Origin of the sequence: uncultured Aliiroseovarius sp. (assembly GCF_947492455.1) — a bacterium.
Taxonomy (GTDB): domain Bacteria; phylum Pseudomonadota; class Alphaproteobacteria; order Rhodobacterales; family Rhodobacteraceae; genus Aliiroseovarius.
The window spans coordinates 169,161-189,784 of sequence record NZ_CANLNB010000001.1 but is presented as its reverse complement, the minus strand read 5'-3'; the positions used below and the strand labels follow the sequence as shown (position 1 = coordinate 189,784).

Here is a 20,624-nt window from a genome sequence, read left to right as displayed (position 1 = left end):
ATGGTCCAGAAGGGCCGGCGACGCGTTGGCCACTGGGTGAAAAGTTCTGACAAGGCAGCTGTAGATGGAAGGCAAGAAGATCCGGAATATGGAGGAGTTCGCCTCGGTCAGCGGGATCTCCCGCCCGACCTTGTCGAAGTATTTCAATGATCCGACCAGCGTAAGGGATTCCACACGCAAACGCATCGAGGCGGCGGTCGAACAATATGACTATCGGCCCAACCTGTATGCGATGAACCAGAACCGCAGGTTGACCAAGAATATCGGCATCGTGGTGCCGTACCTTGCTGACCCCTTCTTCGCTGAAATCGCGCGTACGCTCGAGGACCATGTCCTGCGCACTGGATATCGCCCGGTTCTGCTGGGATCACATGGACGGCCCGAACTGGAGATCGAAAACCTTGAGAATCTGAGGCTGATAAAGCCGGCTGGCGTTCTGCTGGCTCCGCTTGGCCGGGTTTCTGACCGGGAACAGATCGAAGCTTTCTGCAAAGAGGTGCCAACCGTCTTGTTCGACGCCAACATCGATGGCGTCGGGGAAGCGTTCGTGGGGTCAAACAACGACCAGAGCATCGGCCTGATCGTGGACTACCTGTGCCGAACTGGTGAACCCCCCGCCTTCTTCGAGATGGAAACCCCGACCAACCCGAATGCTTACAAACGCCGCACTGCCTATCTGGCTGCTATGGAGCGGCTGGACCACAAGCCGTTGCTCATTCAAGCGCCCGGGGAAGGGTGGGAGTTTGAAGAGATCGGATTCCAGGAAGGATCCCGCCTGGTGCGGGACAAAACACTTCCGACCGATACCATCCTGTGCAGCAACGACCGTTTGGCAATCGGGTTCCTGTCTGCCGCTTACGAGGCCGGGTTGCGCGTCGGGCTTGGCCCGGGGTGCGCCTTGCGAGTCGCTGGGCACGATGATCACCCATTCTCGCGCTATACCTGCCCGACGCTGACGACTGTCTCACAGGATTACGAGGCCATCGCCAAGAAAAGTGCAGAGACGTTATTGCAGCTAATCGAGGCCGGATCACCCGCTGATTCGCGTGAGGAAACACTGTTTGAGGGGCGATTGATAATGAGAGGGTCTGCCTAACGGTATGACTTTATGTGACAATCTATAAAACTTTACGCGCGTAAAAATATAAATTGACGCCAGCGGCATTGTGTCGCTACCGTTAGTCAGCATCTAAAACAGGGAGGTAGAGGATGTTTGTTAAGAACGCACTCCGTGCGGCTACTGCCATTTCGCTGATCGCGGCTGCTGGCAGCGCATCTGCAGAAACCATCACCATCGCAACCGTCAACAACGGCGACATGATCCGCATGCAGGGTCTGACCGACGATTTCACCGCCAAAACTGGCCATGAAGTTGAATGGGTGACGCTGGAAGAAAACGTGCTTCGTCAGCGTGTCACCACCGACATCTCGACCAAGGGCGGCGCTTTCGACATCATGACCATCGGCATGTACGAAACCCCGATCTGGGGCGCCAATGGCTGGCTGGTTGCACTCGACAACCTGTCGGAAGGCTATGACGCCGCTGACATTCTGCCCGCAATGGCAGGTGGCCTGAGCCATGACGGCACGCTCTATGCAGCCCCGTTCTATGGCGAAAGCTCGATGATCATGTATCGCACCGACCTGATGGAGAAGGCCGGTCTGGACATGCCGAAGGATCCGACCTGGACCTTCATTCGTGAAGCCGCAGCGGCCATGACCGACCGCGACAACGAAATCAACGGCATCTGCCTGCGCGGCAAAGCCGGTTGGGGTGAAGGCGGCGCTTTCATCACCGCGATGTCGAACTCGTTCGGCGCGCGCTGGTTCGACATGGACTGGAACGCTCAGTTCGATTCAGAAGCATGGGCCAACACGGTCAACTTCTTCAAAGACACGATGGACGAAAGCGGTCCCGCCGGTTACGCCACCAACGGTTTCAACGAAAACCTGTCGCTGTTCCAGCAAGGCAAGTGCGGCATGTGGATCGACGCAACCGTGGCTGCGTCCTTCGTGACCAACCCGAACGACTCGACCGTTGCTGACAAAGTTGGCTTCGCGCTGGCCCCCGACAACGGTCTGGGCAAACGCTCGAACTGGCTCTGGGCATGGGCACTGGCCATTCCGGCAGGCACCCAGAAGCAAGACGCTGCTGTTCAGTTCATCGAATGGGCCACCTCGAAAGACTATATCGAGCTGGTTGCCTCGAAAGAGGGTTGGGCCAACGTGCCTCCGGGCGCACGTGTGTCGCTGTACGAGAACCCGAACTATCAAGCGGTTCCGTTTGCGCAGATGACGCTGGACTCGATCCTGTCGGCTGATCCGAACAACTCGACCGTGGAAGAAAGCCCCTATGTTGGCGTGCAGTTTGCCGCGATCCCCGAGTTCGCTGGCATCGCAACCGAGGTCAGCCAAGAGTTCTCGGCCGCCTATGCAGGTCAGCAGACCGTGGAAGAGGCCCTTGCCAAGGCGCAGGCCCTGACCAACGACGCAATGGAAGCTGCGGGCTACCGCTAAGTTTCTCCCACCGGGGGCGGGTTTCCTGCCTGCCCTCGGCTTCACCACCCCCCGTCTATGTTATCGTTCATCTGAACGGCGCCCCTGCCGTCAACAGAGGAGGTGAGCCTGATGGCTACTCAACAATCCAGATCAGCAGCGCGCCTCATGATGGCACCGGCGGTGGTCCTGCTTCTCGGGTGGATGCTCGTCCCCCTGACCATGACGCTCTATTTCTCATTCAAGAAATACCTGCCCCTGCGTGGTGGCGACCTTGGATGGGTTGGATTTGAAAACTACGCCCGTTTCCTGACCTCCAGCGCGTTCTGGCCTTCGGTTCAGACCACTTTGGTTATCGTCGGCGGCGTACTGGCCATCACCGTGGTTCTGGGCATCTTTCTTGCGATCCTTCTGAACCAGCCGATGTGGGGCCAAGGCATGGTCCGCATTCTGGTCATCGCCCCGTTCTTCGTCATGCCGACCGTATCGGCACTGGTCTGGAAGAACATGTTCATGGATCCGAATTATGGCCTTCTGGCGCATCTGTGGAAGCTCTTTGGCGCAACGCCGGTCGAATGGCTTAGCCAAGCTTCGCTTCCGTCCATCATCATGATCGTATCGTGGCAATGGCTGCCCTTTGCGACACTGATCCTGCTGACCGCGATCCAATCGCTGGACAGCGAGCAGTTGGAAGCAGCCGAAATGGACGGCGCCCCCGCGCACAAACGTTTCGCGTATATCACCCTTCCGCATCTTGGCCGCGCCATCACCGTGGTCATCCTGATCCAGACGATCTTTCTTCTGTCGATCTTCGCGGAAATCTTCGTCACCACCGGCGGTGCATTCGGCACCAAAACCCTGAGCTACCTGATCTTCCAGCGCGTGTTGGAAAGCCAGAATGTCGGCTTGGGCTCGGCTGGCGGTGTCTATGCAATCATCCTTGCCAATATCGTTGCCTACTTCCTGGTGCGTATTGTCGGCAAGAACCTGGACGCGTGAAGGAGGACTGACCATGGCACGATCCATCGCCCCGCGCCGCAAGGCCATCAACACCCTTCTCGCCTGGAGCATCGGGTTCCTGATCTTCTTCCCGATCCTCTGGACCATCCTGACCAGCTTCAAAACGGAAGCCACAGCCATCGCCAACCCGCCCGTGTTCATCGGCTTCGACTGGACGCTCGAAAACTATCAGGCGGTGATGGAGCGCTCGAATTACGGCCGCTTCCTGTGGAACTCGATCGTGATCGCAGGCGGCTCGACCATCCTTGGCATCCTGATCGCTATCCCGGCGGCGTGGTCGATGGCCTTCGTGCCCTCGAAGCGGACCAAGGACATTCTGCTGTGGATGCTGTCCACCAAGATGTTGCCCGCCGTGGGCGTGCTGTATCCGATCTACCTGTTGTTCATTCGGATGGGGCTGCTGGACACCAAAATCGGGCTGATGATTGTTCTGATGCTGATCAACCTGCCGATCATTGTCTGGATGCTCTACACCTACTTCAAGGAAATCCCCGGCGAGATTCTGGAAGCTGCCCGCATGGACGGGGCCACCCTGCGCGAGGAAGTGATCTATATCCTCACGCCCATGGCCATCCCCGGCATCGCTTCGACGCTTCTGTTGAACGTGATCTTGGCTTGGAACGAGGCGTTCTGGACGCTCAACCTGACCGCCGCCAAAGCGGCACCTCTGACGGCCTTCATCGCCAGCTATTCCAGCCCCGAAGGCCTATTCTACGCAAAACTCAGCGCGGCCTCGACCATGGCCATCGCACCAATCCTGATCCTCGGCTGGTTCAGCCAGAAACAACTTGTCAGCGGCCTAACCTTTGGCGCCGTGAAGTAAGGAGACTGAATTATGGGACGTATTACACTGGATAAAGTCTCTAAAAGCTTTGGCGACGTCGAGGTTATCCCCCCGCTGGATCTGACCATCGAAGATGGCGAGTTCACGGTCTTTGTCGGCCCCTCGGGCTGCGGTAAATCCACCCTTCTGCGCCTGATCGCGGGGCTTGAGGACATCACATCCGGGCAGATCCGCATCGACAGCGAAGACGCCACCAATGTGCCGCCCGCGAAACGCGGTCTGGCGATGGTGTTCCAATCCTACGCGCTTTACCCGCATATGTCGGTGCGCAAGAACATCGCCTTTCCGATGAAAATGGCGGGCATTGATCAGGCCGAACAGGACAAGCGGATCGACGCCGCCGCCAAGGCGCTGAACCTAACGGACTATCTTGATCGTCGCCCCGGCCAGCTTTCTGGCGGTCAGCGTCAGCGTGTTGCGATCGGCCGTGCCATTGTCCGTGAACCCGCCGCCTTCCTGTTTGACGAACCCCTGTCGAACCTTGACGCTGCGCTGCGCGTCGGCATGCGGCTGGAGATTTCCGAACTGCATGAACGCCTGAAGACTACCATGATCTATGTGACCCACGATCAGGTCGAAGCCATGACCATGGCCGACAAGATCGTTGTTCTGCAAGCTGGTGTCATCGAACAGGTCGGAAGCCCGCTTGAGCTGTATGAACGCCCCTGCAACAAGTTCGTGGCAGGCTTCATCGGTTCGCCCAAGATGAACTTCATTGAAGGTAAGGAAGCCGCCAATCTTGGCGCCACGACGATCGGCATCCGCCCCGAGCACATCTCGATCTCGACCACGGAAGGTCAGTGGAAAGGCACCGTCGGCGTGGCCGAACATCTGGGGTCCGACACGTTCCTTTATATCCACGCGGATGTCAGCCCGAACGAAACCATGACCGTGCGCGTCGATGGAGAGTTCAGCGCGCGCCACGGCGACACGGTTTACCTGACGCCTCGCGCAGAACGCATTCACAAGTTTGGCGCGGATGGACTTCGGATCGAATGACGCAGCTGGCGGGGAATACGGCTTTGATTACGGCTCTTTCAAATCGCAATCTTTCCAGTTTGCCGAAAGAGATCGTGCGCCCGGTCTATGACCGCGCTGCGCTGAAGCCGGGGATCGTGCATATTGGCCTTGGCAATTTTCACCGTGCCCATCAGGCATGGTACCTTCACCGCCTGATGCAGGAAGATCTTGCGGGCGACTGGGCAATCATCGGCGCGGGCGTCCGCCCCTATGATGCCGCCATGCGCGACCGCCTGCTTGCACAGGATTGCCTGACGACGCTGATCGAGCTGTCGCCGGACAGCTCCTCGGCCGAGGTGATCGGCTCGATGATCGACTATCTGCCGATCGAGGACGGCAACGCCCCTTTGATCCAACGTATGGCGCAGCCAGACATCCGCATTGTCTCGTTGACCGTTACGGAAAGCGGATACTTCGTTGATCCTGCCGCAGGAGGCTTTGACGCTGGTCACAAAGATATTCAGCATGACGCTGCAAATCCTGAACGTCCGCGGACTGTTTTTGGGGCCATCGTTGCCGCGCTAAAGATTAGACGTGACAGCGGCGCAGGACCCTTCACCGTTCAAAGCTGTGACAACCTGCGCGGCAATGGCGCAATGACCCGCGAGGCGGTAGTGACATTGGCTCGACTGTCAGATCCCACGTTGGCAGATTGGATCGACACCGCGTGCAGCTTTCCCAACTCGATGGTCGATTGCATCGTTCCGGCGACAGGACCAAACGAATTGGCGCTGGTCCAACGTCTTGGAATTGCGGATGCGGCACCGGTCACGCATGAAAACTATCGCCAATGGGTTATCGAGGATGACTTCTGCGCGGGGCGTCCGGATTGGGACAAAGCCGGTGCCATCTTCACCCCGGCCGTGCACGATTACGAAACCATGAAGATCCGCATCTTGAATGCCGGGCATCAGGTTCTGGCCAACGCAGGCGAGCTTTTATCGGTCGAGACCATCGCCGACTGCATGGCGCATCCTTTGCTTTCGGCGTTCTTCTGCAAGGTCGAACAGGACGAGATCGTCCCTTATGTCGATCCCGTTCCGGGGATCACACCGTCAGCCTATGCAGACCTGATTGCCGACCGGTTCTCGAACCCGGCCATCCGTGACACGACCCGCCGCGTGGCCTTTGACGGATCCTCGCGCCATCCCGGCTTTATCCTGCCCATCCTTCGCGATGCCTTGGACGCTGGCGGCTCTGTCGATGGGTTGGCGCTTGTCGAGGCTTTGTGGGCGCGGATGTGCGCTGGCACCCGTGAGGACGGATCGCTGATTGAGGACAATGATCCGAATTGGAAAGACCTTGTTTCGTCTGCCAAGACCGCGATTCAGCGGCCTACGGCTTGGCTGGAACAACGTCAAATCTATGGGGAGCTTGCAGATAACCCCCGTTTTTCTGACGCATTCAGCAGATGGTTGGGGATGCTGTGGAACATCGGTGTCGCGGCCACGCTTCAAACCTACGCCGATCAGAGGGCGAAAGAATGATTCTTTGCTGCGGAGAAGCTCTGATTGACATGATCCCGACCCCCACGACGGCCGGTGCGGACGGATTTGTGCCGCATTCCGGTGGGGCGGTGTTCAATACCGCCATCGCCTTGGGGCGTCTGGGGGTGCAGACCGGGATGCTGACCGGCCTGTCGACCGACATGTTTGGGCGTCAGCTGAGCGAGGCGCTCAAGGCCAGCCATGTGGACACCACGCATGTGATCCCCTCGGACCGCCCCACGACGCTGGCCTTCGTGCGGCTTGTCGATGGGCACGCAACCTATTGCTTCTTTGATGAAAACTCGGCCGGGCGCATGTTGGATCCGGCTGACATCCCGGCGCTTTCCCCAGAAGTCTCGGCGCTGTTTTTTGGTGGGATCAGCCTTGCCTGCGAGCCCTCCGCCGACGCCTATGCGGCACTGCTGGCGCAGGAAGCTGCACAGCGCGTGGTGATGATCGATCCCAACATCCGCCCGCGCTTCATTCAGGACATCGACCGCTATCGCGCCCGACTGGACCGTATGATTGCGCAGGTTGATATCGTCAAAGTCTCGGACGAGGACCTGAACTGGTTGCTGCCCGCCCCGCTGTCCTTGAACGAGAAAGTGGCGGCGCTGATGGAAAGCGGACCATCCGTCCTGATCCTGACGCGCGGCGGCGCGGGGGCAAGCGGCTTTCTGGCAGACGGGACCGAGGTTCAGGTGCCGGCCCAACGGGTCGACATCAAAGACACCGTGGGCGCCGGGGACACGTTCAACGCGGGCTTTCTGGCCAAGCTGTCGGAACTGGGATGCCTTACGAAGAGGCAGCTTTCGGCTGAGACCTTGCAGCAAGCGATGCAACACGGGGCGAAAGCCGCCGCCGTCACCGTGTCCCGCGCCGGTGCGAACCCGCCCTGGGCAGAAGAGCTTTAGCGTTGGGCCGGGGGTTTTGGTGGGAAACTTCAGGGACACATGTGTCGGTGCTGGTAGGCAATACTCATCAATTGATCGTCCTGAATGCCCCACATTGCAGACCGTCGCACCACCACTTTCCGCCATAAGTGGTCAAGTTAGATTGCAGCCCAGAGCCGCAAATTGCAGTGGCTGGTTGAGTTTCCGCTTCTGGGCAAAAAGCTTTGTTCAGTTGAGAGCGGCTATCGCCCCTGCGTTCTGGGACTGGTTGAACTCGATCTGGGTCAATGAGCGCTTCGTGCAGCCTCCTAAGTAAAATTGCAACCCAAACGTGGGAGGCCGATCTCTATCTTTTCGCTTCCCAAAAGTCTTAGATTTTGCTATCAAATCCTTGGGATTTGGGTTCGTTTTATCGAGTCGAGAAACGCTTTTTTTGAAGGCCGCAAGAGCGAATTGTTATGAGGGTTCCGCGAATTCTTTTGGGAATTCAGTGCGAACTTTTGAGGGTGCCTTCTGCCGAAAATTTTGCTTGAATTCTGGAAGTTGCCGCGAACGCGTTCGCGGCGCCCTACATCGCTGTAGGTTCGGGCAAAACTTTGCACTTCGAGCATAACTTTGCACTCCGACGTGAACGCCTGGAGAACAGAAGGTATTGGCACGCCTCAGATCAAAGGAAGCGGCAAGCGCAGCATTCGTGAGTTAGGGCGGGTAGCCGCCAATCGCTGCGTTCCACCCCAAGGTCAGCAATGCGGTTCACATCAGGCTTTCAAAATGTCGGCTATTGGCCACTCTCTGCCTACGGACCGAAGCTGAGATTGAGCCGGTCGGTCAGCGGGAACGATTGACAACACAGGATCTCGTTGTTCGCGACCTCATCGTCTTCAAGCGCCATACGGGCAGACATATGCACCTTGCCCTCGGACAGATGCGCCTTGCAGGCCCCACAGACCCCGGACTGGCAACTGAACGGTATGTCGACACCCGCGGTTAGGGCAGCTTGCAGCACGGTCTGCCCCTTACCGACCACAACCTCGTGGGTGACACCGTTCAGCGTTATCTGGGCGGTTGCTGCAACGGATCCGGTCACGGGGACGGTTGACTTTCCCGCTCCGCCAAAGCTTTCCATATGGATACGATCCGCAGGGACATCGAGCCCCATGAGAATCGATTTGACATCACCGTTCATACTGCCCGGCCCACAGATCCAATACTGTACGTCCTGCGCCTCAGGAGGCGTTTCGGATATGGCCACCGAGATCGCCGCAGCATCAACCCGACCTGTGCGCCACGGTGTAAACCAGCTCCAAAGTGACGGTGACGACAGGACGTGGCGGACGGTCAATCGGTCCGGATGTTGATCCGTCAAGTCGGATAGGCTGTCCTGAAAGATGATGCTCTGTGCATCGGCATTGCCATAGACCAAATGCGCAACCGAAAATGGCTCGTTCGTCATTACGGCGTTTATCATCGCATAAAGCGGCGTGATCCCACTGCCCGCGCCAAAGAAGTAATGCGTGCGCCGTGCGGTGGCGCCCGGCGTCAGGGTGAACCCACCGAACGGGGGCATGACCTCAACCTCATCCCCTACGTTCAGCGCATCGCCAATGTGGTTGGACACTTTCCCGCCCTTGACCCGCTTTACGGTGATCCGAAGCTCTGCACCGGGTGGGTTCGAGATGGTATAGCTGCGTCGTTCTTCTTCGCCATCGAATGCGAACCGCAAGGTCAGATGCTGCCCCGCTGTCCATGTGAAGTCATCTTGCAGCGCGTCAGGGACGTTGAAGACGACACTGGTGGCGGCCCCGTCGATCTCGGGCGTGATGCTGGCGACGGTCAGTTTATGAAAATCGTGCGACAATTCGGGCCTCAACGGTAGTCGATTGTGGTGGTCAGCGCGCGGATGACTGGCGCGCCAAGATGATTGACGATCAAGAATCGATCCGTTTGCTTCATCTGGCCAAGATACCCCCGCCACAGATAGCTGACCCACGTCGTCGCGGTGACGACGGTGCCATCGTCTGCTTGCTTGGTGCGGAACGAAGGATCCTTGCGGAAGGTCTCGGCATATCCCCGCATGGCATCGGCATAGTCCGGATCATCCGTCCAATTGGGCGTCGTTTCCCAATCTGCCATCTTGTAGCTGAACTGATCGTCGGGCTGCCCCATGCCGTACTTGATCGTGATCGCGTGGACGGCATCGGGGTGCCAGTCCTGCCAAATATTGGCCAACCCGGCCTCATCGGTCGCCGCAAAATATCGATGGGCCAAATCCATCGGCTCGGACTTCGGGGCAGCCAATGCCAATCCCGCCGCAAGCAGAAGACCAATCGCCGTCGCAGTTATGCGTTTCATGTATCACGCGCCTCTTCAGCCTGCATGAAGTCCAAAATGGCCTGCTGGTGGCCAGTGATGGGGCTTTCCCCCACTGCCGCCGGTCCGATTTCAAGGAATGGGCTGGCAAGCGCCTTTTGTTGTTGCTCGCAGGCATAGACATCTTCGGCGGTGAAATCGCCCGACGTCATCGGATCGTCCTCGCCAGCGGCGTCATGTTCCGCATATTTCGGTCCACCGAAGCTTTTCCAGAAACCCCAACTGCTCCAGCCTTGTTTGGTGAACTCCCAGCTGGATGCATTTGCCAGCTTCGTGCGGTTTTCCACGCGCGTCAGGTTGGGCCCCAGCGGGGTGATGACAAAAATGTTCCAGCTGTCTTCACTAGCGCCAAGCCCGATGCCCGGAAACAACATTGGCACCCATGCGCCGGTATGCGGTTCGGGGATCACGCGGGGCGTGGGCAGATTGGCCTCCAAGTCCTTGGCATAGTCAGCCGAGGGCGGCTCCCAGAAATGATAATGCGGCCCCTTCCAGCCGTATTCGGCTTTGGCATGGTCATACATGTGAAGCGTGTTCGAATGCAGATGGCTCAGGTGATAGACGTCGATGTAGTTCTCGACCACGATCTTCCAGTTGGCCTTGATCTCATAGCTCTGGCGGGCCTCAGGATACTCCACGAGATCTTCGGGCTTGTGTGGACCAAGAAGGGAGTCGACCGCACCAAACCATTCGGCCAAAGACGGCGCGTCTGGGTCGGGATGGACGAACAGCATCCCACGCCAGATGTCGACGCTGGCGGGCTTTAGACCAAGGCACTTTTTGTCGATCCCGTTCGGGTATTCGGTCGCCTCGTCCGGAACCGAAATCAGGTTGCCCTCAAGGTCATAGGTCCAGTCGTGATAGGGGCAGGTCAGCGCCTTCTGCGTTTTACCAACAGCGCGGATTAGCTGCGTGCCGCGATGGCGGCAGATGTTGTGGAACGCGCGCAGGCGGAAGTCGCGCCCCATTACGATGAAGATGTTGTTCAGCCCCGCTTGGACCGAGATGTAATGCCCCGGCTCGGGCACGTCCTCGGCCAGACCGGCAAACCGCCAGCTGCGCGAGAATATCAGGCGTTGTTCGCGGTCGAACCAGTCTTGCGATGTGTAGGCCTCGACGGGCAGGCGGTGATACATATTGGTCATGGCGCGCCTCACACAAGCCATTGGGCATATTGCGGAAACAGGGACGCGGCGATCATCATTAGGCCGAAAAGCGCCCACAAGATCGCAACCGCCCAGAACAATACCGGGTCTTCCTCACGCTGCACTTCAAAGACCAGATGCGCCTGTCCAGTCATGACCGTTGGAACAAGCCACCACAGGAACATCAGCCCCCAGACCCAGTACATTCCCAGAAGGGCAGCGATTACAAGGACCGGGAACGCGATATAATTGAGAACGCGGTTGCTGTTCATTTCGGTGTCTCCAAGCTGGCCGCAAGGATCGTTGCGGCCTGTTTCAGTTCATCGCGCCATGCCGCTGGAGGTTTCAGCGGCGTCATAGCGTCAAGATTTATGTAAGGGGCAGCAATGCCCTGAGTGACCACGCGCAAAAGCGCTTGGGGGGCCTGTGGCGCAACCTGCGTCAGCGCCGCCTCGATCACATCAAGAAACCGGGTTAGGCTGGCCAAAAGCGGTGCGCGCATCTCGGGGTAATCCGCAACCGAAGCCGTCAACGCCTGCCAGGCCAGCATCAGCCGCGGGTCGGAGCCGCCGTTTTCGGCAAACAGCAAATCAACCAGATCGGTCGGGCGGGTCACATGGGCGGCGGCCTCTTCTAAGGCTTCGGTTGATGTGGCAAACCCTTTGATCACGTGATCGGTCAGCGCCGCGATCATCCGGTCCTTGTTGCCCAGATTATGGCGCAGCAGCGGGCGCGCCACCCCAGCCTCTGCGGCAATGCGTGCCTGGGTGGCACCCTCCAAGCCAAAGCGGGCAACACATGTCAGATAGGCATCAAGGATCTCTTCGGTGCGCTGGTCTTTCAGGCTGGGGCGGGGCATGGGATCTCCATTCATTGTCACGAATGACAAATAAACCCGCTCAGTAAAATGTCAAGTTGGACAATTTATAAAGCTGTATGCTTTTCAAGATCGCGCCATAGAAAGGTATGATAGCGTATTGAACCAACAGTGCGTCCTGAGCGTTCGTTCAGAAGTTATCTGTGGCTCTTAATATGGGCGAAATTCAGAGGTTCACTGCTGGATATATCAACGCCTGATTCGAGTTTTTCACTTTGGTTTCTTTTCACGCCTTAATCCGCCATTTCGAGAGTCGGGCTTCTTTGCACCAGTTCGCTGACCACCTCAAACAACGTTTTCTCAAACTGAAGAAGGGCTTCAGATTTTCTTTGTGAAATTGGGTAGAGCAACCCGAAGGTCATCCAGCGCTCTGGCACCAAAGGAACGAGGGAAAGACCCTCTGGCCCGGCATGGGCTGCGACCAACTCATCCGCGATTGTGATACCTGCTCCCTCGGCCACCAGCGAGCAGGCAAGTTGCGAGGCTGCGACCTCGCAGGTGAGTTTTGGGGTGACACCAGCGGAGTGGAAAATGTCGTCCAACTGATCCCGCAGCAAGAGGCCTTGCATTAGGCGAATGACGGGTTCATCGGCGAGATCACCAACTGTGAGTTCTTGTCGGGAAGCAAGAGGATGGCCTATCGGCAAAACCGCCTGTGCGCGGACGCGGATGAGGGGCTTGGTCACGATGCCGGGGTGGTCAACCGGCAGCGCTCCAATCCCGATATCGTATTCCCGCCCGGCCAACCACTTCCCGGCTTCTCGTCGGGCGCGGACGTCGAGGCTGATGTTGGTATCGGGTTTGGCCTCGAACATGCGCGCAACGGCAGGGGCAGAGAGGGATTGCGCGATCCGAGGCATCGTTACGATACGAAGGGTTTCCGTGCGCCCAGCCCGAATTTCGGCAGCAATACGTGGCACCTCGTCGAGGTTATCCAGAATTCTTCCTGCCTCTCGGTAAAAGGCCAAACCTTCTGGTGTTGGCGTCAAGTTGCGCCCCGTGCGATCAAAAAGCGTGAGCTTCAATTCGGCCTCAAGTCCCGAGATCAGGCGGCTGACTGCGGGTTGGCTGAGGTGTAGAATTTCCGAAGCAGCAACAAGCGATCCTTCAGACAGGGTGGCACGAAAGGCTCTCAAGGCTTTGATGTTCATTGATCATGCTTTCATATTTTGCAAGAGTAGATAACACCTTTGCATTTTTTACAATTGATTGCTTGCCGTAAGTTAATCCCAAGTGAAATTGGGAGGATCCTATGAAACGCAGAACTTTTGTAAGCGCTGCAGTTGCAGCCATCGCTGTCACCGTCTCTACCACGGCCAGCATGGCGGCAGACTGGCCAAAACGACCGATCAATCTGGTCGTACCGTATAAAGCGGGCGGTGGAACTGATGCCTATGCCCGCGCCATCTCGGCTGCTGCCGAAGGCATCTTGGATGTGCCGGTTGTCGTCGTGAACAAGCCCGGTTCGGGTGGCCTGAACGGCGCAAACTCTGTCGTCGGCGCACGCCCCGACGGGTACACTATGATGATGACCTCTGGCGGGTCGTTCCTGTTGTCAACGATGACACGGGACACCGAAATTGACGCATTGGAGAGCTTTCAGTTTGTGGCGCAAGTGGGACAGCTTCAAACCTCGTTGATGGTGCCAAAAAATAGCCCCTTCCAGTCGGTGCAGGACGTTATCGATGCTGCCAAGGCCAATCCCGGTTCGCTGCGTTGGGCGCATTCCGGACGCGGTGGCTTCCACCACGTGGGCGGTCTTGGCTTCCTGGCGAACAATGGCATTGAAGCGCAGGATGTGCCTTTCAAAGGGGGCGGTCCAACCCGCGCCGCACTTATCGGCTCGCAAGCTGATTTCGGTTTTCTTGGCGTGCAGCAGCTGGCGGGCTTTGAAGAGCAACTTCGTGCTCTGGCCGTGAACAGCCAGGATCGCGACGGGATCATGAAGAATGTTCCATCGTTCGGTGAACTGGGCATTCCCTTTGCTGCCGTTTCCTCGCCTGTGATCGTATTCGCCCCGAAGGACACCCCTGCTGATGTGGTTGCAGCCATGGAAGCAGCCCTTGCCCAAATCGCAGAGAAACCAGAATTCGCGGAATTGCTGGCCTCGCGCGGGACTGGTCCGGTCTATCAGAACGGGGCGGACGCCAAGGCGACCCTGACCTCGATGAAGGCCGATGCCACGCCGTTGGTCGAAAGCCTGACCAACTAAGCAACATTGGGACCGGGCGCGCTACGTGCCCGGTCCCACCATTCAATCATGGGAGGGGATCATGCGTGCTTATGCTGAAGGTCTCGTATTGGCCGGGCTGGCCATCGTCGCACTGTGGGGTGCCTGGCAGGTTCCAGCAGCCTCACCCGGAGACACCTGGGCCGGAATTGTTCCCTTCGCTGCTGCGTTAGCCCTGCTTGTCTTGTCGATTTTCCTGCTTCTGGGTGCAACGCCTCAACCCGTGGACGCCCCCGAGGAGTCTGATAACGCCGCAACTTTTGGCATTGTCGGTCTGTTCCTGATTGCACTGCTCTACCAGCAAAGCTTCCGCTGGTTCGGATACGTGCTGCCGACCGCCATAACAGCCCCCGTGGTGCTCTATCTGTTTGGTGTCCGCAACTGGATCGGTCTGACCGTTTCGGTCGTCCTCTGCCCACTGGTCTTTCACGTCATTTTCTTCGAGCTCCTCGGTGTCTTCCCGCCATATGGCGAGGTATTCGACCTGCTCGACTGGATCAAAGGATAAGAAACATGGAGATCTTTCCTGCACTTCTGTCGGTCCTTACCGATCCGACCCTCTTGTTTGCGATCGTCCTTGCCGCAGCTGTTGGCATGATTGTCGGAGCCACCCCCGGCCTGACCGCATCGGCGGCCATCGCGATGCTGCTGCCGATCACGTTTTACATGCCGCCCCTGTTCGCGCTGGCCTTCCTGTATGTCATCGGAAAGTCCGGGCGCTACGGCGGCTCAATCGCAGCGATCCTGTTCAATACGCCAGGCACTGCCGCAAGTGCAGCAACCCAGATTGACGGCTATCCTTTGGCCCGGTCGGGCAAAGCGGGCAAGGCAATGAAGGTTGCGACGATTTCGTCGATCATCGGCGACCTGATGGGGGATATTTTGCTGGTGGTTGGCGTGGGTTTCATCGCTGCCATTGCCCTTAAACTGGGACCCCCGGAAACATTCGCCATCTATTTCGCCGCCTTTGTGGTGATTGGCTCGGTCATCGGCAAATCCATCGTCAAAGGATTGGCGTCGGCTTTGCTGGGTATCTTGATTGCCATGGTTGGGCTTGACCCGATCTCCAGCGAGGAACGCTACACCTTTGGTTCGTTCGATCTGTCCAACGGCGTCGGATTGGTGCCGCTGATGATCGGTGTCTTCGTGCTGGGCGAGGTTTTTGCCCAAATGGAAGAACGCCGTAAGGCGAAGGGCGACATCGAAGAGAACGAAAGCTCGGAGAGCGGAAACAGCCTAAGCTGGGAAGAATACAAACCCTGCCTACCGCACGCCTTTCGGGGCGGATTTATTGGCGCAGGGATCGGCGTTCTTCCTGGCCTTGGCTCTGCCATCGCGGCCTTCATTTCTTACGGTGAAGGCAAACGCCGGGCGAAGAACCCTGAAAAATGGGGAAAAGGTGCGCTGGAAGGCGTCGCCGCGCCCGAGGCCGCCAACAATGCGGTATCCGGCCCGTCGATGGCGCCTCTGCTGACCCTTGGCATTCCCGGATCGACCATTGGCGCTATCCTGTTGGGTGTGTTCCTGATCCATGGCATCCAAGTGGGTCCGACCTTGTTCCTGACGGACAAAGAGCTGGTCTATCAACTGTTTGCCTGTGGCATGCTGGGGATCATCGCATACGGTGTCATTGGGTATTTCGGTGCGACTCAGGTTGCTCGTCTGATCCTGAAAATCCCGACCAATGTGCTTTATCCGATGATCTTCCTCACAGCGTTTGTGGCAGCCTATTCCGCTCGCGGGTCCATGTTCGACGTCACTGTCATGACTGTGGCCGGGTTCGGAGGATGGTTAATGCGGAAATACGACTTCAACATTGCAGCCTGCGTGATCTCATTCGTGCTGGCAAAAGGTGCCGAAGAGACGTTCCGCCAGTCACTGCTGATGTCCGAGAGTGGCCCGCTGGTCTTCGTCGAACGCCCAATCGCATTGGCCTTCCTGATCTTGGGTCTTGCCGCCATGGCCTTCCGCATTCGCGGCATCCTAAAAGAGCGCCGGATCGCACAAGGAGGATTGGGCGATGCTTGAGTATGGGATCTATCGCGACTGTTTCTCCACCGCAGACATGCGGTCCATTTGGTCAGAACAGGAAACCATCTCGGCTTGGTTGAGGGTCGAGCAAGTTCTGGCGGAACAACAAGCGACCGCTGGGGTGATCCCACAAGACGCGGCAACGGCCATCAAATCTTTGTCCGTGTGTCACCTGAACCAAGAAGAGCTGCGCGATGAAATGATGCTGGTTGGGCGCCCAATTGTGGGGCTGGTCAAACAGCTGAGAGGCCAATTGGGCGCTCACGCACCCTATGTCCATTTCCACGCGACTACGCAAGATATCATGGACACCGCCATGGCCCTGCAAATGAAATTGGGACTCGATCAGATCCAACAGGCCATCTTGGATATTGTCGCCGGAATTGACCGCCTAATCGAAGAGCATCAGGATACCTTGATGATGGGGCGCACCAACGGCCAGCACGCCGTTCCGATCCATCTTGCAACAAAACTCAGAGTCTGGCGTTCAGAATTGGAGCGCCGTGCGTCTGCCCTGAGCGACGCAGCAAGCCGAGGTTTGAACGTTCAGATCGGTGGCCCCGTCGGAGATTTGCGAGGTTATGAAAACGGAACCGGCCAACAGGTTAAGCAGGGCGTCGCGACCGCTCTCGGATTGAACATCGTCGACCCGCATTGGCAAAACGCGCGCGATGGTGTGGCCGACATCGTCACGGCACTTGGCGTGTTATGCGCAACGCTTTGTAAGATCGCACATAATGTAAATCAGCTCTCATCCTCAGATATCGGAGAGGTCTTCGAAGCAGACCAACCCGGCAAAGGCGCCTCGTCAGCCATGGCCCACAAGAAAAATCAGCGAGGGTCCGAATTTGCAGAAGCCGTAGCGCGACTGGGCCGTCAGCGCGCAGAGCAAATTGGAGAATTGACACTGCATGAGCATGAACGCTCAGGCGGGGTCTGGATAGGTGAATGGGTTGTGGTGCCTGAAACCTTCCTCCTGACCTCTGGGGCGTTGGAGTGGTCAGAGAAGTTGTTTGGGTCATTGGTCATTGATGACGAAACCATGAGGAGGTTGCTCGAAAATCAGTCTCGCTGGTAATCCCCCCATTTTTAGAAGGGCGTATCAGTAGAATCTAAGCTGCTTTCAGTTTCTGCATCGGGGTCATGCCGCCGATGCCCATGTTTGGTCTTTCGTTGTTGTAAGTCCAGAGCCATTTCGTTGCGTGATCCTGCACGTCTTCAATGCTTTCGAAGTGGTATCGCCCGAGCCATTCGGTGCGAACTGTCCGATTGTAGCGCTCGATATAAGCGTTCTGCTGGGGCTTGCCCGGCTGGATGTAAAGCAGACAGATCCCTGCCTTCTCAGCCCAGGTCTGCAGGCGCCCACTGACATATTCGGGACCGTTATCTACGCGAATGGCCAGAGGTTTGCCTCGCCAGGCGATGATCTGGTCCAGCGCCCGAACCACACGCTCGGCGGGCAGTGAGAAGTCCACTTCGATGGCCAGCCCTTCGCGATTGAAGTCATCAAGCACGTTCAATGTGTGGAACGCCCGACCGTCAGCCAGTTGATCTGCCATGAAGTCCATTGACCAAACTTCATTCGGAGCCTCTGGCACGACCAGCGGCTCCGGCCTCTCGCGCTGCAGCCGCTTCCGAGGCTTGATCCGCATGTTCAGCTCCAACTCGCGGTAGATGCGATACACGCGTTTGTGGTTCCAGCCAAAGCCTTTGACGTTCCGCAGATGCAGAAAGCACAGGCTGGAAAGAACAGTGCATTGCGCATTGGTGTGATGCTGGCTTGATCAAGCATGAACTCAAACCGCATTCACAAGGTGTGGCCAGAGTTGTTTACCCTGAAGCCCTCGCTGGATTTCAAGTAACATATGTCCAGGTGTCGGCTCTGGCCAAACAGCTCAACACAACTTCCCGATCGTTGTTGAGGAAATTTGATGAAAGGGAAATTGAAACTGTTGGTGGCTTTCAAGATGGGAAGGCAACCAGTGGCCTACTCGTCGCTCTGTCGGATCTCGCGAGAGGGCTTGATAAGCCATTGATTACATCTTTTGCCGGGAAATCAAAATGACCTCGTTCGAGACAGCATTTCTGATTGTCTCCACTTTGGTGACTGCAGGGGCGTTGGCCTACCTCGTCTGGCTGCTGAGGACGAGCGGCCGGGACCGGGTTGATGATCCCGATCTTGTCGAGCAGTTTCGTGAGACGGCTCCATTTGAGAAACTTGATCAAGTTCTTGATCCGCCTGAGGGTGAGTAGAGCGCGCCATCTGCTTTGACGTGCATTGGTCTTTTGGAAACCCGGCTTCAGGAAATGAAGTCGGTTGTTTTATGGGAAACTACATGTACCTCTGCAGTGCAAAGTTATGGTCGAAACCGTGTGCAAAGTTTGTGGAACGAAACCCGAAATTTCCCAGAATTTTGGTGCGCCGCGGTGCAAGGTTTCGCCCGAACCTACATCGCCAACTTGGCTATTGAGAATCTCAAAATGCCCCGCCGATTTGTGCGGGGCATTTTGTTTTGGGGATGCCCGCATCCCTGAAGGCGACGCAACGGGGCGTGCGGCCCAGTTAAGCCTTCTTCAGCCCCTCGGCTTAGAAAGCTCGGCACACCAACGCGCAAAGGTGCCCTGAATTTGGCTGCCTGTCAGCGTGTGAACTTGTCAGGAGCTTGCAATGTCCAATCCCTTTGAAAACCGTATGCCATCCCTGCGCGGTCCGGCCACCGATCTGGTCCCCGTTGTGCCGTCAGATCTGAGCAACCTGCCCGAAGTGGCGGTGTCCCTGTATGTGGAAACTGGTGGTTCCCTGTCGTTTGTCAGCGTGGCTGGGGGCATCCGCAACGTCACCGTTGCAGACCATTCCATCCTTCCGGTTGGCGTGCTGAAAGTCATGTCGCTGGGGACCACCGCGACCGGTATCCACGCGCTTGTGCTGACCTGATCCGCAGTCTGCCCCGTGTCACCAAACGCTCAAAACCCGCCTGCAGAGGGCGGGTTTTGTTTTGTGGAGCGGAACGATCAGACTTTGTAGTAGTCCCGGTACCACGCCACGAAACTGTTCACCCCGTCGCGGAAATCCGTGGCCGGGCGGTATCCGGTTAGACGTTGCAGCAAGGTCGCATCCGCCCAAGTGGCCGGCACATCGCCCTTCTGCATCTCCATGTAATTGCGCTCGGCTTTCTTACTTAAGGCGTCTTCAATTGCCTCCACGAAATCCATCAAGCGTACCTTGTCCGAGTTCCCAACATTCACCACGCGATAGGGCGCGGCGGGGGACAGGCTGTCGCCCTCTTCGATGTCGTCCTTGCTGTCGGGCCGGACCGGAGGGCTGTCGATCAGCAGGCGGATGCCGCGCACCAGATCTTCGACATAGGTGAAGTCGCGAAACATGTCGCCGTTATTGTAGATGTCGATGGGCGTTCCGTCGATGATCCCCTTGGTGAACTTGAACAGTGCCATGTCGGGGCGCCCCCACGGACCGTAGACGGTGAAGAACCGGAACATGGTCGAGGGGATGTGCCACAGATGCGCATAGCTGTGCGCCATGGCTTCATTGGCTTTTTTGGTCGCGGCATAGATGGTCAGCGGCGTGTCGGCCTTTTCCGTTTCCGTAAACGGCATCTCGTCATTCGCGCCATAGACGGAACTGGTCGAGGCCATCAGCAGGTGCTCCACTTCGTGGCGACGGGCGGCCTCCATCACGTTGAAGGTGCCAACGACGTTCGAGTCGATATAGGCGCGGGGGTTTTCAAGGCTGTAGCGCACCCCGGCCTGCGCGGCCAAATGGACGATTACGTCGGGTTCGAATGCGTCTGCCATCTGGTCGAACAGCTCTAGATCTTCCAGCATCCCTTCGGTGGCCGAGAAGCTTTCGTTCTGCAGAAGCATCTGGTGGCGGCGCTGCTTTAGGGTGACGTCATAGTAATCCGTCATCCCGTCAAAGCCGTGGACACGAAAGCCCTCTTCCAGCAGCAGTTTTGACAGGTGATAGCCGATAAATCCGGCCGAGCCCGTCACCAGAACCTTACGTTTACCCATTGAAAATGACCTTCTCTGAAATCGTCTGTTTCAACCCTAGACGCCGCGTACCTCAGCGCCAAGCACCTTGGCAAGACGCTGCGTTCGCCGCGCAAACCCTGTGCGGATGTCAATCGGCTCTGGTTTCAAGGCGCGCGAGGTGATAATCGCAGCCAGACAGGAACATTCAGATAAGGGTG

The 20,624-nt window shown here is 57.5% G+C and carries 21 protein-coding genes and 1 pseudogene; 14 read left to right on the top strand and 8 right to left on the bottom strand.

Going from position 1 to position 20,624, the window contains the following annotated elements:
• The first annotated feature begins 64 nt into the window (after nt 1-64).
• From Q0677_RS00985 to Q0677_RS00955, 7 genes are all read left to right on the top strand, one after another.
• Nucleotides 65-1,096, top strand: coding sequence for a LacI family DNA-binding transcriptional regulator (locus tag Q0677_RS00985; RefSeq protein WP_298905079.1), 1,032 nt, complete (start codon nt 65-67; stop codon nt 1,094-1,096).
• 113 nt (nt 1,097-1,209) lie between these two features.
• Nucleotides 1,210-2,517 (top strand): sugar ABC transporter substrate-binding protein, encoded by a 1,308-nt coding sequence (locus Q0677_RS00980; RefSeq protein WP_298905076.1) that lies wholly within the window; start codon nt 1,210-1,212, stop codon nt 2,515-2,517.
• A gap of 111 nt (nt 2,518-2,628) precedes the next feature.
• Nucleotides 2,629-3,495 (top strand): carbohydrate ABC transporter permease, encoded by an 867-nt coding sequence (locus tag Q0677_RS00975; RefSeq protein ID WP_298905073.1) that lies wholly within the window; start codon nt 2,629-2,631, stop codon nt 3,493-3,495.
• 13 nt (nt 3,496-3,508) lie between these two features.
• Entirely contained in the window at nt 3,509-4,339 is an 831-nt protein-coding gene (locus tag Q0677_RS00970) for a carbohydrate ABC transporter permease (RefSeq protein ID WP_298905070.1), read from the top strand.
• A 12-nt stretch (nt 4,340-4,351) separates the two neighbouring features.
• The gene (locus Q0677_RS00965; RefSeq protein ID WP_298905068.1) at nt 4,352-5,359 is read left to right on the top strand and encodes an ABC transporter ATP-binding protein; all 1,008 of its coding nucleotides are present in this window, start codon (nt 4,352-4,354) and stop codon (nt 5,357-5,359) included.
• A complete protein-coding gene (locus tag Q0677_RS00960; protein ID WP_298905065.1) occupies nt 5,356-6,867 on the top strand; it encodes a mannitol dehydrogenase family protein in 1,512 nt (503 codons plus the stop codon). Before Q0677_RS00965 ends, Q0677_RS00960 begins: the two co-directional genes overlap by 4 nt.
• Nucleotides 6,864-7,781 carry a carbohydrate kinase gene (locus Q0677_RS00955; RefSeq protein WP_298905062.1) on the top strand — a complete coding sequence of 306 codons (918 nt, stop codon included), beginning with the start codon at nt 6,864-6,866 and terminating at the stop codon, nt 7,779-7,781. The genes Q0677_RS00960 and Q0677_RS00955 overlap by 4 nt, the downstream gene beginning before the upstream one ends.
• A 775-nt stretch (nt 7,782-8,556) precedes the next feature.
• On the opposite strand, the gene Q0677_RS00950 is transcribed toward Q0677_RS00955, so the two are convergent.
• The 6 genes from Q0677_RS00950 to Q0677_RS00925 form a co-directional block, all read right to left on the bottom strand.
• A complete protein-coding gene (locus Q0677_RS00950; protein ID WP_298905059.1) occupies nt 8,557-9,618 on the bottom strand; it encodes a 2Fe-2S iron-sulfur cluster-binding protein in 1,062 nt (353 codons plus the stop codon).
• A gap of 8 nt (nt 9,619-9,626) precedes the next feature.
• On the bottom strand, nt 9,627-10,112 hold the full coding sequence (locus tag Q0677_RS00945) for a hypothetical protein (protein WP_298905056.1): 486 nt from the start codon (nt 10,110-10,112) through the stop codon (nt 9,627-9,629).
• The gene (locus Q0677_RS00940) at nt 10,109-11,275 is read right to left on the bottom strand and encodes an aromatic ring-hydroxylating dioxygenase subunit alpha (protein WP_298905053.1); all 1,167 of its coding nucleotides are present in this window, start codon (nt 11,273-11,275) and stop codon (nt 10,109-10,111) included. The genes Q0677_RS00945 and Q0677_RS00940 overlap by 4 nt, the downstream gene beginning before the upstream one ends.
• Nucleotides 11,276-11,283: 8 nt before the next feature.
• Complete coding sequence (locus tag Q0677_RS00935; protein WP_298905050.1) at nt 11,284-11,547, bottom strand: hypothetical protein; 264 nt, start codon at nt 11,545-11,547, stop codon at nt 11,284-11,286.
• A complete protein-coding gene (locus Q0677_RS00930) occupies nt 11,544-12,134 on the bottom strand; it encodes a TetR/AcrR family transcriptional regulator (protein WP_298905047.1) in 591 nt (196 codons plus the stop codon). Before Q0677_RS00930 ends, Q0677_RS00935 begins: the two co-directional genes overlap by 4 nt.
• A 251-nt stretch (nt 12,135-12,385) precedes the next feature.
• Entirely contained in the window at nt 12,386-13,303 is a 918-nt protein-coding gene (locus tag Q0677_RS00925) for a LysR family transcriptional regulator (protein ID WP_298905044.1), read from the bottom strand.
• A 101-nt stretch (nt 13,304-13,404) separates the two neighbouring features.
• On the opposite strand from Q0677_RS00925, the gene Q0677_RS00920 reads away from it, so the two are divergent.
• The 4 genes from Q0677_RS00920 (at nt 13,405) to Q0677_RS00905 (ending at nt 17,491) form a co-directional block, all read left to right on the top strand.
• Complete coding sequence (locus Q0677_RS00920) at nt 13,405-14,364, top strand: tripartite tricarboxylate transporter substrate binding protein (RefSeq protein WP_298905039.1); 960 nt, start codon at nt 13,405-13,407, stop codon at nt 14,362-14,364.
• Between the two features lie 61 nt (nt 14,365-14,425).
• Nucleotides 14,426-14,890 carry a tripartite tricarboxylate transporter TctB family protein gene (locus Q0677_RS00915; protein ID WP_298905036.1) on the top strand — a complete coding sequence of 155 codons (465 nt, stop codon included), beginning with the start codon at nt 14,426-14,428 and terminating at the stop codon, nt 14,888-14,890.
• Between the two features lie 5 nt (nt 14,891-14,895).
• Nucleotides 14,896-16,410, top strand: coding sequence for a tripartite tricarboxylate transporter permease (locus Q0677_RS00910; protein ID WP_298905033.1), 1,515 nt, complete (start codon nt 14,896-14,898; stop codon nt 16,408-16,410).
• Nucleotides 16,403-17,491: a lyase family protein gene (locus Q0677_RS00905; protein WP_298905031.1), complete on the top strand. Its 1,089-nt coding sequence runs from the start codon at nt 16,403-16,405 to the stop codon at nt 17,489-17,491. Before Q0677_RS00910 ends, Q0677_RS00905 begins: the two co-directional genes overlap by 8 nt.
• 34 nt (nt 17,492-17,525) lie before the next feature.
• Here Q0677_RS00905 and Q0677_RS00900 read toward each other — a convergent pair.
• Nucleotides 17,526-18,152, bottom strand: a pseudogene (locus Q0677_RS00900) (IS3 family transposase); the annotation flags it as partial.
• A gap of 41 nt (nt 18,153-18,193) precedes the next feature.
• Here Q0677_RS00900 and Q0677_RS00895 point away from each other — a divergent pair.
• From Q0677_RS00895 to Q0677_RS00885, 3 genes are all read left to right on the top strand, one after another.
• Nucleotides 18,194-18,478, top strand: a complete 285-nt coding sequence (locus Q0677_RS00895) for a hypothetical protein (RefSeq protein WP_298905028.1) — start codon at nt 18,194-18,196, stop codon at nt 18,476-18,478.
• A complete protein-coding gene (locus Q0677_RS00890; RefSeq protein ID WP_298905025.1) occupies nt 18,475-18,666 on the top strand; it encodes a hypothetical protein in 192 nt (63 codons plus the stop codon). Before Q0677_RS00895 ends, Q0677_RS00890 begins: the two co-directional genes overlap by 4 nt.
• A 415-nt stretch (nt 18,667-19,081) precedes the next feature.
• Entirely contained in the window at nt 19,082-19,348 is a 267-nt protein-coding gene (locus Q0677_RS00885; RefSeq protein WP_298905021.1) for a hypothetical protein, read from the top strand.
• A 77-nt stretch (nt 19,349-19,425) separates the two neighbouring features.
• On the opposite strand, the gene Q0677_RS00880 is transcribed toward Q0677_RS00885, so the two are convergent.
• Nucleotides 19,426-20,445 carry a GDP-mannose 4,6-dehydratase gene (locus Q0677_RS00880; protein ID WP_298905019.1) on the bottom strand — a complete coding sequence of 340 codons (1,020 nt, stop codon included), beginning with the start codon at nt 20,443-20,445 and terminating at the stop codon, nt 19,426-19,428.
• Nucleotides 20,446-20,624 lie beyond the last annotated feature (179 nt).

Excerpts from the sequence above, each read along its gene's own strand:
- Q0677_RS00985 (WP_298905079.1), top strand. The coding sequence starts at position 65 with ATGGAAGGCAAGAAGATCCGGAATATGGAGGAGTTCGCCTCGGTCAGC.
- Q0677_RS00980 (WP_298905076.1), top strand. The coding sequence starts at position 1,210 with ATGTTTGTTAAGAACGCACTCCGTGCGGCTACTGCCATTTCGCTGATC.
- Q0677_RS00975 (WP_298905073.1), top strand. The coding sequence starts at position 2,629 with ATGGCTACTCAACAATCCAGATCAGCAGCGCGCCTCATGATGGCACCG.
- Q0677_RS00970 (WP_298905070.1), top strand. The coding sequence starts at position 3,509 with ATGGCACGATCCATCGCCCCGCGCCGCAAGGCCATCAACACCCTTCTC.
- Q0677_RS00965 (WP_298905068.1), top strand. The coding sequence starts at position 4,352 with ATGGGACGTATTACACTGGATAAAGTCTCTAAAAGCTTTGGCGACGTC.
- Q0677_RS00960 (WP_298905065.1), top strand. The coding sequence starts at position 5,356 with ATGACGCAGCTGGCGGGGAATACGGCTTTGATTACGGCTCTTTCAAAT.
- Q0677_RS00955 (WP_298905062.1), top strand. The coding sequence starts at position 6,864 with ATGATTCTTTGCTGCGGAGAAGCTCTGATTGACATGATCCCGACCCCC.
- Q0677_RS00945 (WP_298905056.1), bottom strand. The coding sequence starts at position 10,112 with ATGAAACGCATAACTGCGACGGCGATTGGTCTTCTGCTTGCGGCGGGA.
- Q0677_RS00940 (WP_298905053.1), bottom strand. The coding sequence starts at position 11,275 with ATGACCAATATGTATCACCGCCTGCCCGTCGAGGCCTACACATCGCAA.
- Q0677_RS00935 (WP_298905050.1), bottom strand. The coding sequence starts at position 11,547 with ATGAACAGCAACCGCGTTCTCAATTATATCGCGTTCCCGGTCCTTGTA.
- Q0677_RS00930 (WP_298905047.1), bottom strand. The coding sequence starts at position 12,134 with ATGCCCCGCCCCAGCCTGAAAGACCAGCGCACCGAAGAGATCCTTGAT.
- Q0677_RS00925 (WP_298905044.1), bottom strand. The coding sequence starts at position 13,303 with ATGAACATCAAAGCCTTGAGAGCCTTTCGTGCCACCCTGTCTGAAGGA.
- Q0677_RS00920 (WP_298905039.1), top strand. The coding sequence starts at position 13,405 with ATGAAACGCAGAACTTTTGTAAGCGCTGCAGTTGCAGCCATCGCTGTC.
- Q0677_RS00915 (WP_298905036.1), top strand. The coding sequence starts at position 14,426 with ATGCGTGCTTATGCTGAAGGTCTCGTATTGGCCGGGCTGGCCATCGTC.
- Q0677_RS00910 (WP_298905033.1), top strand. The coding sequence starts at position 14,896 with ATGGAGATCTTTCCTGCACTTCTGTCGGTCCTTACCGATCCGACCCTC.
- Q0677_RS00905 (WP_298905031.1), top strand. The coding sequence starts at position 16,403 with ATGCTTGAGTATGGGATCTATCGCGACTGTTTCTCCACCGCAGACATG.
- Q0677_RS00890 (WP_298905025.1), top strand. The coding sequence starts at position 18,475 with ATGACCTCGTTCGAGACAGCATTTCTGATTGTCTCCACTTTGGTGACT.
- Q0677_RS00885 (WP_298905021.1), top strand. The coding sequence starts at position 19,082 with ATGTCCAATCCCTTTGAAAACCGTATGCCATCCCTGCGCGGTCCGGCC.
- Q0677_RS00880 (WP_298905019.1), bottom strand. The coding sequence starts at position 20,445 with ATGGGTAAACGTAAGGTTCTGGTGACGGGCTCGGCCGGATTTATCGGC.